Annotated in this window: 13 protein-coding genes; 7 read left to right on the forward strand and 6 right to left on the reverse strand. The window is 64.5% G+C overall.

From position 1 onward, the window contains the following. Window positions 1-102: 102 nt before the first annotated feature. Window positions 103-1023 (forward strand): bifunctional 5,10-methylenetetrahydrofolate dehydrogenase/5,10-methenyltetrahydrofolate cyclohydrolase, encoded by a 921-nt coding sequence (locus AC1D1L_RS00195; RefSeq protein WP_192248116.1) that lies wholly within the window; start codon window positions 103-105, stop codon window positions 1021-1023. 165 nt (window positions 1024-1188) lie between these two features. Here the strand turns inward: AC1D1L_RS00195 and glcF are convergent, their stop codons facing one another. The 4 genes from glcF to AC1D1L_RS00215 form a co-directional block, all read right to left on the reverse strand. Continuing rightward, complete coding sequence (gene glcF / locus AC1D1L_RS00200; protein ID WP_477337851.1) at window positions 1189-2514, reverse strand: glycolate oxidase subunit GlcF; 1326 nt, start codon at window positions 2512-2514, stop codon at window positions 1189-1191. Window positions 2515-2526: 12 nt separating this feature from the next. Beyond that, entirely contained in the window at window positions 2527-3732 is a 1206-nt protein-coding gene (locus AC1D1L_RS00205; RefSeq protein ID WP_477337853.1) for an FAD-binding protein, read from the reverse strand. Between the two features lie 235 nt (window positions 3733-3967). Continuing rightward, a complete protein-coding gene (locus tag AC1D1L_RS00210; RefSeq protein ID WP_477337855.1) occupies window positions 3968-5464 on the reverse strand; it encodes an FAD-linked oxidase C-terminal domain-containing protein in 1497 nt (498 codons plus the stop codon). 271 nt (window positions 5465-5735) lie between these two features. After that, on the reverse strand, window positions 5736-7061 hold the full coding sequence (locus AC1D1L_RS00215; protein ID WP_477337857.1) for a DUF3422 family protein: 1326 nt from the start codon (window positions 7059-7061) through the stop codon (window positions 5736-5738). A gap of 208 nt (window positions 7062-7269) precedes the next feature. Between AC1D1L_RS00215 and AC1D1L_RS00220 the strand changes: the two genes are divergently transcribed. Genes AC1D1L_RS00220 through AC1D1L_RS00230 form a run of 3 tightly spaced genes read left to right on the forward strand, consistent with a single transcriptional unit; the run spans window position 7270 to window position 10036 of the window. Then, window positions 7270-8067 carry an FCD domain-containing protein gene (locus tag AC1D1L_RS00220; RefSeq protein WP_477337859.1) on the forward strand — a complete coding sequence of 266 codons (798 nt, stop codon included), beginning with the start codon at window positions 7270-7272 and terminating at the stop codon, window positions 8065-8067. An 8-nt stretch (window positions 8068-8075) separates the two neighbouring features. Next, window positions 8076-9212: an alpha-hydroxy acid oxidase gene (locus AC1D1L_RS00225; protein WP_477337861.1), complete on the forward strand. Its 1137-nt coding sequence runs from the start codon at window positions 8076-8078 to the stop codon at window positions 9210-9212. Window positions 9213-9268: 56 nt separating this feature from the next. Continuing rightward, window positions 9269-10036, forward strand: a complete 768-nt coding sequence (locus AC1D1L_RS00230; protein WP_477337863.1) for a metallophosphoesterase — start codon at window positions 9269-9271, stop codon at window positions 10034-10036. On the opposite strand, the gene AC1D1L_RS00235 is transcribed toward AC1D1L_RS00230, so the two are convergent. After that, window positions 10033-10173, reverse strand: a complete 141-nt coding sequence (locus tag AC1D1L_RS00235; RefSeq protein WP_006206855.1) for a hypothetical protein — start codon at window positions 10171-10173, stop codon at window positions 10033-10035. The two genes, AC1D1L_RS00230 and AC1D1L_RS00235, sit on opposite strands and share 4 nt — an antisense overlap. A gap of 285 nt (window positions 10174-10458) precedes the next feature. Continuing rightward, entirely contained in the window at window positions 10459-11157 is a 699-nt protein-coding gene (locus tag AC1D1L_RS00240) for a type 1 glutamine amidotransferase (protein WP_477337865.1), read from the reverse strand. An 87-nt stretch (window positions 11158-11244) separates the two neighbouring features. On the opposite strand from AC1D1L_RS00240, the gene AC1D1L_RS00245 reads away from it, so the two are divergent. The 3 genes from AC1D1L_RS00245 (at window position 11245) to AC1D1L_RS00255 (ending at window position 14174) form a co-directional block, all read left to right on the forward strand. Further along, window positions 11245-11892 carry a hypothetical protein gene (locus AC1D1L_RS00245; RefSeq protein WP_477337867.1) on the forward strand — a complete coding sequence of 216 codons (648 nt, stop codon included), beginning with the start codon at window positions 11245-11247 and terminating at the stop codon, window positions 11890-11892. 31 nt (window positions 11893-11923) lie between these two features. Continuing rightward, on the forward strand, window positions 11924-12658 hold the full coding sequence (locus AC1D1L_RS00250) for a 16S rRNA (uracil(1498)-N(3))-methyltransferase (RefSeq protein WP_477337869.1): 735 nt from the start codon (window positions 11924-11926) through the stop codon (window positions 12656-12658). Window positions 12659-12800: 142 nt separating this feature from the next. After that, window positions 12801-14174, forward strand: a complete 1374-nt coding sequence (locus AC1D1L_RS00255; RefSeq protein WP_477337871.1) for a glutamate--cysteine ligase — start codon at window positions 12801-12803, stop codon at window positions 14172-14174. Window positions 14175-14186: the final 12 nt, after the last annotated feature.

The following is a 14186-nucleotide window of genomic DNA, read 5'->3' on the forward strand; positions in this document are numbered from 1 at the left end:
TGCCAGAACGTCGCGCCGGGGGGATGACGGTTCGCTTTCATGCTGCCCTTGCCACATTTCCCCTGCTATAGGGGCGGCCAAATTCGCTACGAAGGTCCAGCCATGTCTCAGCCAGACGACAGCCGCTATCTCCGAGGCGGCCCGGTCGCTCAGCGCATCATCGCCGCCGTGCGCGAGGATGCTGCCATTGCTACCGCCGAGGGTTTTCCGCCCAAGCTTGTGTCGATCACCGTCGGCGATACCGATGCGGTCGATGTCTATGTGCGCAACCAGCGCGCCAAGGCCGGGCTCGCCGGCATCTCCTTCGAGGAGCGGCGCTTTGCCGCCGACATAACCGCCGGCGAACTCGAAGCGGCGATCCATGGCCTCAACGCCGATCCGCGCGTCACCGGCATCATCATCCAGCGGCCGGTGCCTGCACACATCCCGATCAAGACGCTGCAGGCGGCGGTGCATCCGCTCAAGGATGTCGAAGGCATGCATCCGGCCTCGATCGGCAACATCGTCTACAACCAGCTCGACCTCGCGCCCTGCACGGCAGCGGCCTCGGTCGAGCTGCTGAAGGAAACCGGCCTCGACCTCAAGGGGCTCGAAGTCGTCGTCGTCGGCCATTCCGAAATCGTCGGCAAGCCGATCGCCTTCCTGTTGATGAGCGAAGGCGCGACGGTGACGGTTTGCCATCACATGACACGCTCGGTGGCCGCCCATGCGCGCCGGGCCGACGCGCTGTTCGTCGCCGTCGGCAAGCCGAGGCTGATCAAGGCCGATATGGTCAAGCCCGGTGCCGCCGTCATCGACATCGGCATCAATTCCGAGATCGGGCCGGACGGGCAGAGCCGCATCGTCGGCGACGTCGACACCGAGAGTGTCAAGCACGTCGCGTCCTGGATCACACCCGTGCCGGGCGGCGTCGGCCCGATCACCGTGGCGATCCTGCTGCGCAACACCATGGTCGCGCTCAGCCGCCAGCGGGCACGCTACCAGGCGACGTATGGCGTGGTGGACAGGCTGGCGGCGGAGTAAGATACGGCGGCGCCAAGCCTCCTCATCCAGCCTCCGCTTCGCTCGGCTGACCTCTCCCCTTGGGGAGAGGAGACTTTCGACGTCAGCGCCAACCTCTTCTGCCGGACGGGGAGGAGGTGGCCGCGAAGCGGCCGGATGAGGGGGCTGGCGCCTACGATCGTCTTCTCACTCCGCAGCGACCAGCCTTCCCTCGGAGACGCCGTCCGGCTTCGGGCCGCCATAGGCCCAGTCCAGCAGCTTGATCGTGTGCACCACCGGCAGCTTGGCGGCCGAGGCGATCTGGGTGATGCAGCCGATGTTGCCGGTGGCGACGATTTCGGCGCCGGTCGCCTCGATGTTTTTCACCTTGCGGTCGCGCAATTTTGCGGAAATCTCCGGCTGCAGGATGTTGTAGGTGCCGGCGGAGCCGCAGCACAGATGGCCGTCGCGCGGCTCGCGGACGACGAAGCCGGCCTTGGCCAGCAGCTCCTTCGGCTGGCGGGTGACCTTCTGGCCGTGCTGCATCGAGCAGGCCGAGTGATAGGCGACGACGGTGCCCGGCTTGCGCACCGGCTCCGGCAGGTCGAGGGACGCGAGATATTCGGTGATGTCCTTGGCCAGCGACGACACGCGTGCAGCCTTGTCGGCATAGGCCGGGTCGAGCCGCAGCATGAAGCCGTAATCCTTGATGGTCGTGCCGCACCCCGATGCGGTGATGACAATCGCATCGAGCCCGCCCTGGTCGATGGCACGCGTCCAGGCATCGACATTCTGCTTCGCTGAGGCGAGGGCTGCTTCCTCGCGGCCCATATGATGGACCAGCGCGCCGCAGCAGGCCTCGCCCTGTGGCACCACGACCTCGACGCCAAGCCTGGTCAGCAGCGCGATCGTCGTCTCGTTGATGGCGGGATCGAGCACCGACTGGGCGCAACCGGTGAGGATGGCGACGCGGCCTTTTTTCGCCCCCTTGCCGGCATGGACGCCGGGAGAAGCCATTGGCGAGGCCGTCGGGATCGAGGCCGGCGCCAGCTTCAGCATCGCGCCGAGCGGCTTCAGGGCCGGCAGTTTTTCGAACAGGCCAATGAACGGCTTGCCCAGTCTCGCCAGTTTCAGCGCGGTGCGAAAGCGCGCGGGATAGGGCAGCACGAAGGCCAGCATGGCGCGGATCAGCCGGTCGAGCAGCGGTCGCTTGTAGGTCTCCTCGATATGGGCGCGGGCATGGTCGACCAGATGCATGTAATTGACGCCCGACGGGCAGGTGGTCATGCAGGCCAGGCAGGACAGGCAGCGGTCGATATGGGTGACGATCTCCTTGTCGGCCGGACGGCCGTTCTCCAGCATGTCCTTGATGAGGTAAATCCGCCCGCGCGGCGAATCCAGCTCGTTGCCAAGCGTCACATAGGTCGGGCAGGTGGCGGTGCAGAAGCCGCAATGCACGCATTTGCGCAGGATCTTTTCCGATTCCGCGACATGCGGATCGGCAAGCTGGGCAAGGGAGAAATTGGTTTGCATCTCGTTCTGATCCTAAGCCATGCGGCCGGGATTAAGGATGGCCTTGGGGTCGAACTCGGCCTTGAGCCTGGCCGACAGGGCCGCCAGATGCGGCGCCTGCGGCTCGAACACCGGCACGGCGGCGCGATGCGAAGGGGCGGCGCGCACCAGCGTCGCGTGACCGCCACCATGCTTTCTTATCAGCCCGCGCAGCAGGCCGGCCTCGGGATCGCCCTCCTCCACGCGCAGCCAGACCAGCCCGCCCTGCCAGTCGTAGAAGGCGCTGACACCGATCTGCATGCGCAGCGTCAGAACCATCTGATGGGCCTGCGACGGCGCCATGGAGACCCGCCAGACCGGCTTTTCGCTGCCATCGGCGAAGGGCGTGCAATCCCTGACGTCGAGCCAGACGGCATGTGAGGCATCGCCCGGAATCTCCTGCAGCGGGCCGGCGTTTTTCAGCAGAGCCTTCAGCGCGCCGATGCGGTAGGCGACCGAAGGCCCGAACCCTTCTACGCGCAGCAGCGTCGCGGCGTCAGCGCCGAGACTGCCGCCGGCAACGCGCGCGGCGATGCGTTCGGGCAGATGCGCGGCGCTCGACACTTCAGCGCTGGAGCCGAGCGCCAGCGCCATGGCGGGGACCGCCGCATCGTCGAGCAGACCACGGATGGCGAGCGTGACCTCGGTCTCGGCCGCCGGCAGCACCTTGAAGGTGACGTCGGTGAGCACGGCCAGTGTGCCCCAGCTGTTGGCCATCAGCTTCGACAAATCGTAGCCGGTGACATTCTTGACGACGCGCCCGCCGGACTTGAACGCCTCGCCGCGACCGGCAACCGCGTTGATACCCAGGATGTGGTCACGCGCCGCACCCGCCTTCAGCCGGCGCGGGCCGGACAGGTTTGCGGCAAGCACGCCGCCGATCGTGCCTTTGCCGGGCTCGCCGGCGAGCAGCGGACCGTAATCCATCGGCTCGAAGGCAAGCTGCTGGCCGTTGTGTGCAAGCAGGCTTTCGATCTCGGAGCGCGGCGTGCCGGCTTTCGCCGACAGCACCAGCTCAGCCGGCTCATAAAGCGTGACGCCGGTGAGTTTCGACAGGTCGAGCGTGTGCTCGCTCTGCTGCGGCCGACCGATGCCGCGCTTGGAACCGTGGCCGACGGTTTCCAGCGGCGATTCCTCCGCCGCCGCCCATTGCACGGTGGAGAGAACTTCGGCCGATGTGGTTGGGGTGAAGGTGGTCATGGGTGCGACGCGCCACTTGCGAGTGCAGAGACGTCGCGTTCCTTCGCGCCCCCCTCTGTCCTGCCGGACATCTCCCCCACTTGGGGGGAGATTGGCAGCTTCTCCGACCGCGCCTCTCTTGCGTCGAAGATTTGCGAAGGCCGAGATGACAGCTGATCTCCCCCCTTGTGGGGGAGATGTCCGGCAGGACAGAGGGGGGCGCGAAGGATCACCGACGTGCGAAATTCTAACCCCATCAAAACCTCGGAATATCCGGAAATGCCACCTGCCCGCGATGCACATGCATGCGCCCCAATTCCGCGCATCTGCGCAGTTGTGGAAACACTTTTCCCGGGTTGAGCAGATGATTGGGATCGAAGGCGCATTTGACGCGCATTTGCTGGTCGAGGTCGATCTGATTGAACATCTCCGGCATCAGGTCGCGCTTCTCGACGCCGACGCCGTGCTCGCCTGTCAAGACGCCGCCGACCTTGACGCAAAGCCGCAATATGTCGGCGCCAAAGCTTTCCGCCTTGTCGAGTTCGCCCGGCACATTGGCATCATAGAGGATCAGCGGGTGCAGATTGCCGTCGCCGGCATGGAAGACATTGGCGACGCCGAGCCCGTATTTCTCCGAGAGTTCGCGCATGCCGGCGAGCACGCGCGGCAGTTCCTTGCGCGGGATGGTGCCGTCCATGCAGTAATAGTCGGGCGAGATGCGGCCAACCGCTGGGAAGGCCGCCTTGCGGCCGGCCCAGAAACTCAGCCGCTCCTGTTCGGACTGCGAGATGCGGCAGGTGGTGGAGCCGTTCTTGTGGGCGATCGCCTCGACGAGACCGATCAGGTGATCGACCTCGACGCCCGGCCCGTCGAGTTCGACGATGAGCAGCGCCTCGACATCAAGGGGATAGCCGGCATGGACAAAATCCTCCGCGGCATGGATTGCCGGGCGGTCCATCATCTCCATGCCGCCGGGAATGATGCCGGCGCCGATAATGTCGGCGACGCATTGGCCGCCCTGCTCGCTCGTGGGAAAACCGATCAGCAGCGCGCGGGCCGTCTCCGGCTTTTTCAGGATGCGCACGGTGACCTCGGTGACGACGCCAAGCAGGCCTTCGGAGCCGGTCATGACGCCAAGCAGGTCGTAGCCTTCCGAGTCCAGATGATTGCCGCCGAGGCGCACCACCTCGCCGTTCATCAGCACCATCTCGATGCCGAGCACATTGTTGGCGGTCAGGCCGTATTTCAGACAGTGCACGCCGCCGGAGTTTTCCGCGACATTGCCGCCGATCGAGCAGGCGATCTGGGAGGATGGATCAGGCGCATAGTAAAAACCCTCCTGCTCGACGGCGGTGGTGATGCCGAGATTGGTGACGCCCGGCTGTGCGACGACGACGCGGTCGGGATAGTCGATCGCGAGGATACGGTTGAAGCGGCTCATGACCAGAAGCACGGCATCCTCGAGCGGCAGCGCGCCGCCCGACAGCGAGGTGCCGGAACCGCGCGGCACGACGCGGATGTTGCGGTCGTTGCAGTATTTCAGCACCCGCGACACCTGCGCCACCGTTTCCGGCAGCACCACGACCAGCGGCAATTGCCGGTAGGCGGTGAGACCGTCACTCTCGAAGGCGCGCATTCCATTCACGGCGTCGACCACGCCCTCGCCCGGCACGATGATGCGCATGTCGGCAACGATCTCGGCGCGCCTTCGCATCGTGGCGTCGTCTGGCTTGGGCATGACAAGGCCGGACATCGGCAGCGTCCTCCGCGTGACTGGTAAAAATCTTTTACCAGCCGTCGGCGCTTGTTGCAAATCCTGCTTTGGTCGAGCGCGCGGCAGGGTCCAGCGGCGAGCTTCCGCAGCGGCAATCTGCCGCTATGGATCTTCACCCTCCCCCTTGTGGGGAGGGTCGCGAACGAAGTGAGCGGGGTGGGGGTCGGCGCAGGCTGGAGCTTTACGAAGACCCCACCCCGATCCGCTACGCGGATCGACCCTCCCCACAAGGGGGAGGGTAAAAGTGCGCTTACTCGCCCGGATGTTTCGCCGGCTCGGAGTGCATCCGCCTCACACGCCGAACTCCCCACCAGACCAGCAGGATGGCGACCGGCACCGAAGCGGCGGTGACAATTTCGGGCGCGAAGGCATGGCCGAAGATCGAAGCGCCCTTGGCGACATAGCTGATGAGGCCGACGACATAGTAGGACACCGCTGCGACCGACAGACCTTCGACCGTCTGCTGCAGCCGCAGTTGCAGCCGGGCGCGGTTGTTCATCGACGCCAGCAAATCGCGGTTCTGCTTCTCCACCTCGACATCGACCCAGGTGCGCAGGAGCGTGGTGGCGCGGGTGAGTTTTCGCGACAGGTTGGCCTGGCGCTCCTCGACCGAACGGCAGGTGCGCATGGCGGGTGCTACGCGGCGCTGCAGGAAGCCGCCCCATGTGTCGTAGCCGGGCACGGCCTCTTCCTCCAGCGCTTCCAGCCGCTCGACCACGATGCCGTCATAGGCGCGGCTGGCGCCAAAGCGGTAGAGGCTGGAGGCGGCGTCGGCCTCCAGTTCGGCGGCAAGCTCGGTCAAATCGGCAAGCAGCGTCTGGCTGTCGCGGGTTTCAGTGACCTTCATTTCCAGCGTGGTCTGCGCAAGCCGGTCCTCGATGCGGCGGGCGCGGCCGGACAGCGTCATCGCCAGCGGCAGGCCAAGCATGGCAAGCGTCCGGTAAGTCTCGATGTCGATCAGCCGCTGCGACAGCGCGCCGGTGCGTGCCGGCGTCAGGCCGCGGTCCAGCAACAGGATGCGGGTCATGCCATCGCCATCCTGGCGGAAGTCGGTGATGATGGCGGCATTGCCGCGCTCGACCAGCGAATAGCACAGGCTCGTCGGGTCGAAGCCGGCAATCAGCTTCTCGGTCGCCTGCGTCCATTTGCGGATTTCGAGCCTTATCCCGGAAATGACCGTTCCCGGCGGCGAAAACCCGTTGCCGAAGGGAGAATCCTCCTGGGCCGCCCTGCCGCTTTCGGCAAGCGGCCCTTCCCACAGATAGGTCGAGAATTCCGTATGCCGCTCCCAGCGCAGCGTGCCCTTGCCCCACTTCATGGCGTGGTGGCGGGCGTGGCGGTCGGGCGCGGCGATGCCGAGACGCCGCGACAATTCGGAGAGCACGGCCATATCGACGCCGGAACCGCCTTCGGTCATGAAGGCGAGTTGCACAAGCACACGCGGCTTCTCGATCAGCGGATGCGGTCGGGCATGAACCTCGCCAAGCGCGCCGGGCCGTCCCTCATGCGCGGGAAAGCCCATCACGCTGCCCTGGGCGCGCGGCTGGAATTCGAGATTGGACGTCTCGTCCGACACGGCTGGTCCCCCTGTTCTCGACCCTTCGTGTTGTCGAGTCCTCTTGGGACAATCGATGGGGCGCGTAAACAGCAAAGTTTAGCCGAAGCGATTTCGCCGGCGCGGTGCGGAAAGCGACTGTGCCGCGCGAATTGGATAAATAATTTGACCAGTTGGCGACGCAGGCTTTATCTTGCACGACACCGCTTCAATTTCCCAGGCGCCCCCGTTGAGCGATATTTTCTCCAGGATCGAGCATTCGCGCACCGCCGACGAGGTTGTGCAGCAGATCGAAAGCCTGATCCTTGAAGGCGTGCTGCGCACCGGTGACCGGCTGCCGGGCGAGCGCGAGCTGGCGCGCCAGTTCGACGTGTCGCGGCCGATCCTGCGCGACGCGCTGAAGGCGCTGGAGGGGCGTGGACTGTTGACGACCAAGGCCGGCGGCGGCACCCATGTCGCCGATGTCATCGGCCAGCTGTTCACCAAGCCGGTGACCGACCTGATCTCCATGCACCGCAAGGCGGTGACGGACTATCTGGAATATCGCCGCGAGATCGAAGGCGTTGCCGCCGAATATGCGGCGCGGCGTGCCACAGCAGACGACATCGCGTTGCTCGACCGCATCATGGCGCGCATGGACGAGGCGCACCGCACCGGCGATTTCGACGACGAGGCGGAGATCGACGTCGAGTTCCATCACGCGGTCTGCGAGTGCGCGCACAACATCATCCTGTTGCACACGCTGCGCTCCTGCTACCGGCTGTTGTCGGAAGGCGTGTTCCAAAACCGGCTGCTGGTGTTCAGCGTGCCCGGCGCGCGCGAGGCGCTGCTGGCCCAGCACCGGGCAATCTACAAAGCGGTGAAGGCCGGCGATCCCTCAGCCGCCCGGCAGGCGGCGATGGAGCACATCTCCTATGTCGAGCGCTCGATGCTCGAGGCCGAGCGCAGCGGCGACTGGCAGCGCGTGTCGCGGCTCAGGCTCAAGCAACGCTCCGACGCCGGCGACGGCGTGAAGACAACAGGTTAGGAACCACCATGAGCGAGATCCTCACTATTGCCGACCTCAAGGATCTGGCGCGCCGGCGGGTGCCGAAAATGTTCTTCGACTATGCCGATTCCGGCGCCTGGACCGAAAGCACCTACCGCGCCAATGAGGAGGACTTCGGCAAGATCAAATTCCGCCAGCGCGTGCTGGTCGACATGAGCAACCGCTCACTGGAATCGACCATGATCGGCGAGAAGGTGGCGATGCCGGTGGCGTTGGCGCCAACCGGCCTGACCGGTATGCAGCATGCCGATGGTGAAATGCTGGCGGCGCAGGCGGCGGAAGAATTCGGCGTGCCGTTCACGCTGTCGACGATGAGCATCTGCTCGATCGAGGATGTGGCATCCGTGACGAAGAAGCCGTTCTGGTTCCAGCTCTACGTGTTGCGCGACAAGGATTTCGTGCTCAATTTGATCGACCGGGCGAAGGCGGCAAAATGCTCCGCACTGGTGCTGACGCTCGACCTGCAGATCCTCGGGCAGCGCCACAAGGATATCCGCAACGGACTGTCGGCGCCGCCCAAGATGACGCTGGCCAACATTGTAGACATCGCCATGCGGCCGCGCTGGCTGATGGGCATTGCGGCTACCCCGCGCCGCACCTTCCGCAACATTGTCGGCCATGCCAAGGGTGTCGGCGACGTCTCCTCGCTGGGCTCGTGGACAAACGAGCAGTTCGATCCGCAGTTGTCGTGGAAGGACGTCGGCTGGATCAAGGAGCGCTGGGGCGGCAAGCTGATCCTGAAAGGCATTCTCGACAAGGAGGACGCGCTGATGGCGGTCGAGACAGGCGCCGACGCCATCGTCGTTTCCAACCATGGTGGGCGCCAGCTCGACGGCGCCTCATCATCGATCATGGCACTGGAAGAAATCGCCGACGCGGTCGGCGACAAAATAGAAGTCCATATGGATGGCGGCATCCGCTCCGGCCAGGACGTGCTGAAGGCGCTCTGCCTCGGCGCCAAGGGCACCTATATCGGCCGGCCCTTCCTGTACGGCCTCGGCGCCATGGGCAAGGAAGGGGTGACTCTGGCGCTGGAGATCATCCGCAAGGAGATGGACATTACGCTGGCTCTATGCGGCAAGCGCCTGGTGACCGACATGGGCAAGGACCAGTTGCGGCGCTAGGGTCTTGTTCACCGATTGGCCCTAGCTTCGCTGGGATCACGGAGACGACGCCAGCCTTGACCGAGACCGGCATCCATTACCTCGACGCGCGCGCGCCGGATGGCATGCGCCTTTATGCGATCGGCGACGTGCATGGCCGGCTCGACTTGCTCGCAGCCATGCACCACCGGATCGAGAGCGAGCTCGAATACAAGCCGGCCGCCGACTGGCGGATCATCCACCTCGGCGACTATGTCGACCGCGGGCCAGACTCCAAGGGCGTCATCGATTTCCTGATCGAGGCGCAAAAGCGCGATCCGCGCAACCTGATGCTGGCCGGCAACCACGATATCGGCTTCCTCGATTTTCTCGACGTGCCCGACCCGGAAGGGCTGTTCATGCGCTATGGCGGTGTGCAGACGGCACAATCCTATGGCGTTAACCTGATTGGAGACGCACGCTGGTTCGGCAAGGCAGAGGCGGTGCAGCGGGGGCACGCCGACCTGGTCAAGGCCGTGCCGCAAGCCCATGTCGACTTCCTGCGGTCGCTGACGTTTTCAACAAGCTTCGGTGATTTCTTCTTCTGCCATGCCGGCATCAGGCCGGATGTGCCACTGGAGAGCCAGAACCCGCAGGATCTCATCTGGATTCGCGACGCCTTCCACAACCATCCAGGGCTTTACCCGAAAGTGGTCGTGCACGGCCACACGCCGGTGCCGGAGGCCGAGGTGATGCCCAACCGCGTCAATGTCGACACGCTCGCCTGGCAGTCAGGCATGCTCAGCGCGCTCGCCGTAGACGGCGCGGACAAGCGTATCCTGACTGTGGAAGGAAAGGCGTTTTAGCGAAGCGCGGCGGTGACGCCGTAGCCGTCGACGGCCTGATGGTTGTTGGCTGCATCGGCGGAATAAATGCCGAGACCGCACAGCACGATGGCAGAGAGCATGACAAAGGACAGAAGCGCTGCTTTCACGGACGTCATCTCTAGTTGAACTTCCTGCATCTGGGCACGAGGCGGTTACCAATGCGTTGAAACGGAGAATTCGTCTCAAAGTTTCGACGATTTCGCGCTTGTAGGTCGATTCTGTATCGGCGGTGTGTCGCGCGGAGCACACAGAAGGTTCATCGCGGTTGCATTGCCGATGCAGAGCGCGCGCCTTGTAGGATAGCGTTCGGTCACAAACCAAGGATGAAAGAAGTTGTCCCCGGCGGATTCAGCGCCGCGTGCCAATTATGCAACGTCTGGCTTCCGTGCGGCAACCGGGGCTCAGATCGTCGCCACCCAGGCGCGGGCAATGGCGAGGCCGGCGGCATCGGCGTCCGCTCCGTTGCGAGCCATTTCGCCATCGAGCCGGTCGTGCCAGTCGGGATGGCGCTCGGCAATGAGCGGTGCGAAGGATGTGCTCCAGTCCTTCACCATCGGCCGGTCGGCTTCGAAATGGAACTGGAAGCCGTAGACGGCGCGGCCGATGCGGAATGCCTGGTTCTCGGCAATATCGCTGCCGGCTAGCCGCACCGCATTTTCGGGCAGTGCGAAGGTGTCGTCGTGCCATTCGAAGATCGGGAAATCCTGGGGCAGTGCGCCAAGCACCGGATCGGTCTTGGCGTCCGGTGTCAGCGACACCTTGTGCCAGCCGAATTCCGAGGCGCCGCCGATCTTGTTCTCGCCACCGAAAGTGCGGGCGACCAGCTGGCTGCCCAGACAGATACCGAGCACAGAGCGATCCTTGGCGGCGAAATCGCGGGTCAGTTCGAGCAGCGCCGGGAAATAGGGGTAGTCATCGTCGGCCAGCGCGTTCTGACCGCCGCCCAGCATCACCATGGCATCGTGCCCGGTCGCGTCGTCAGGCAGCGGATCGCCCTTGTAGGGTCGGCGCAGGTCGAGATCGGCGCCGGCTTCGGCAAGTGCCGCGCCGACCTGGCCGAGACCGGTGTTGTCGTAGTTCTGGACCACCAGCACTCGCATACGGAAATCCTGCTGACATGAAATGACGCGACGAGCGATATCATGTCGCCAGCATTGCAGCCAAGATGCGCGTTCCAGGAGAGAGCTATGCCACTGCAAAACCGGGTCGATCCGTTCGGCGCCATTCGTGCCGTGCCGGAACGCGGCCTGTTCACCGGCAATCGCGGCATCATCCACGACCCGCAGACCAAGAAGCTGCTGAAAAAGCGCTGGGCGCTTCAGGCGTGGATCATCTGCGTCTGCAAGTTTGGCAATGTGCGGCGCGAGCCGATGGGCCGTAATCGGCCGGGTGACAAGGCCGGCTGGACCGAGCTGTTCTTCCTCGACGAGGTGACGGCACTGGCAGCCGGGCACCGGCCCTGTTTCTACTGCCGGCGTGAGCGAGCCACGGATTTTGTCGGCCGTTTCGGCAAAGCTTTCGGTGTGACCGAGCCGCGCGCGCCGATGGTCGACAAGCGTCTGCACAAGGAGCGGCTGGCTTCGGGCGGCAATCCACCGGCGATCAAGGCGGAAGATTTGGCCGGATTGCCGGACGGGGCGATGATCGCGGATGCCGGCACCGCCTATGCGTTGCGCGGCTGCAAGACACTGCGTTGGTCGTTCGCGGGCTACGGTGGTGCAGTAGGGTTTGCGAGCTTTGCCGGTCGACAGGTTCACTTGCTGACACCGGCGACAACCATTTCGGTGTTGCGGCAGGGCTTTGAACCTGTGTGGCATCCTTCCGCCGAGGCTTGACGCCGGGAACCGCCTCGACCATTCCTCGGCGATGCGCGCCAATTACAAGATGCAGCGGCTGTTCGTGCCGGACGATCTCGCGGTAGGCATCGAATTCGATGCCGGCCAGCAGCAGAGCCATTATTTGATGCATGTGCTGCGACTTGGCGAAGGCGCCGAAATCCTTGTCTTCAACGGCCGCGATGGCGAATGGTCGGCGGCGATCGCCGCCAAGTCGAAGAAAGCGGTGCGGCTGAAAGTTCTGGTCCTGCAGCGGCCGCAACCGCCGCTGCCCGATCTGGTATATTGTTTCGCGCCGCTGAAGCAGGGGCGGCTCGACTATCTCATGCAGAAGGCGGTGGAGATGGGCGCCGGCATCCTGCAGCCGGTGGTCACCCAGCACACGCAAGTGGCAAAACCCTCCATCGATCGCCTGCGCGCCAATGTCGTCGAGGCGGCCGAACAATGCGGCATTCTGGCGGTGCCTGAGGTGCGCGATGCGGAAAAATTCGAGCGCCTGCTCTCCGGCTGGGACAAGGAACGGCGGCTGATCTTCTGCGACGAGGACGCCTCGACCAACAATCCGCTGCCGGCATTGCAGGCGATCAGGGAAAAGAAGCTTGGGCTGCTGGTCGGGCCGGAAGGCGGCTTTTCCGATGACGAGCGCAAGATGCTGCGCGCGCTCCCCTTCGTCACCGCCATCCCGCTCGGCCCACGCATCCTGCGCGCCGACACGGCAGCGGTTGCGGCACTGGCGGTGATGCAGGCTACGGTGGGCGACTGGTGAAACTTTGCCTGTTGCAAGGGACGGACGGGGCGGTCAGGTTCAATTCCTGTTGACCTGTGGCTCAGGATTTTTCGCTTGATCGGCTACTGACATTTCGTCCATCTAGCGCCGGCGGTCTTCCGAGAGCCGCAAAGGGGGTTCCATGGCGCGCGACACAACCGATTTCCGGCCCATCGAAGGCGTAGACGAACTCGTCGAACACCTGGCCGAAGGCAACAAGCCTCGTGACAAATGGCGCATCGGCACCGAGCACGAGAAGTTCCCCTTCTATGTCGATGGCAACGCGCCGGTGCCCTATGGCGGTGAGCGCGGCATCCGCGCCATCCTCGAAGGCATGCAGCACAAGCTCGGCTGGGATCCTATCATCGATGACGGCCGCATCATCGGCCTGGTCGAGCCGACCGGACAGGGCGCCATCTCGCTGGAGCCAGGTGGCCAGTTCGAACTGTCCGGCGCACCGCTGGAATCGATCCACCAGACCTGCCGCGAGGGCAATGCCCATCTGGCGCAGGTGCGCGAGATCGCCGAGCCGATGGGCATCCGTTTCCTCGGCCTCGGCGGCAGCCCAAAATGGTCGCTGGCCGAGACGCCGAAAATGCCGAAATCACGCTACGAGATCATGACCCGCTACATGCCCAAGGTCGGCAGCAAGGGTCTCGACATGATGTACCGCACCTGCACCATCCAGGTGAACCTCGACTTCGAGAGCGAAGCCGACATGCGCCGCAAGATGCAGGTGTCGCTGAAGCTGCAGCCGCTGTCGACGGCGCTGTTTGCCAACTCGCCCTTCACCGACAGCCGGCCGAACGGGCTGCAGAGCTGGCGCGGCGATATCTGGCGGGACACCGACAACCAGCGTTCGGGCCTGCTCGAATTCTGCTTCTCGCCCGAGTTCGGCTTTGCCGACTATGTCGAATGGGCGCTCGACGTGCCGATGTATTTCGTCATTCGCGACGGCCACTATCACGACATGACGCACGTCACCTTCCGCCAGTTCATGGCGGGTGCTGCGCGCAATGAAGTGCCCGACGGACTGCCGACGATGGGCGACTGGGCGAACCATCTGTCGACCTTGTTTCCCGATGTGCGGCTGAAGCGCTTCCTTGAAATGCGCGGCGCCGATGGCGGGCCGTGGCGGCGCATCTGCGCGCTGCCGGCCTTCTGGGTCGGACTGCTTTACGATGAGGCCGCTCTCGACGCCGCCGAGGCGCTGACCTCGAGCTGGACCTATGAAGAAACGCTGGCGATGCGCAATGCGGTGCCGGAACAAGGCATTTCGGCGCCCTTCCGCAACACGACGCTGCGCGACATCGCCCGCGACGTGCTGGTCATTTCGCGCATGGGCCTGAAGAACCGCGGCAAGAAAAATCGCGACGGCTATGACGAAACCTCGTTCCTCAATACGCTGGACGAAGTCGTGGCGCGCGGCACCACCAGCGCCGAGGAAATGCTGTCGGCCTACCACACGCGTTGGGGCGGTTCGATCGAGCCGGTGTTCATGGAATATGCCTATTGACGGCGCGGCTCG

This window comes from Mesorhizobium sp. P2_D6 (assembly GCF_056404315.1).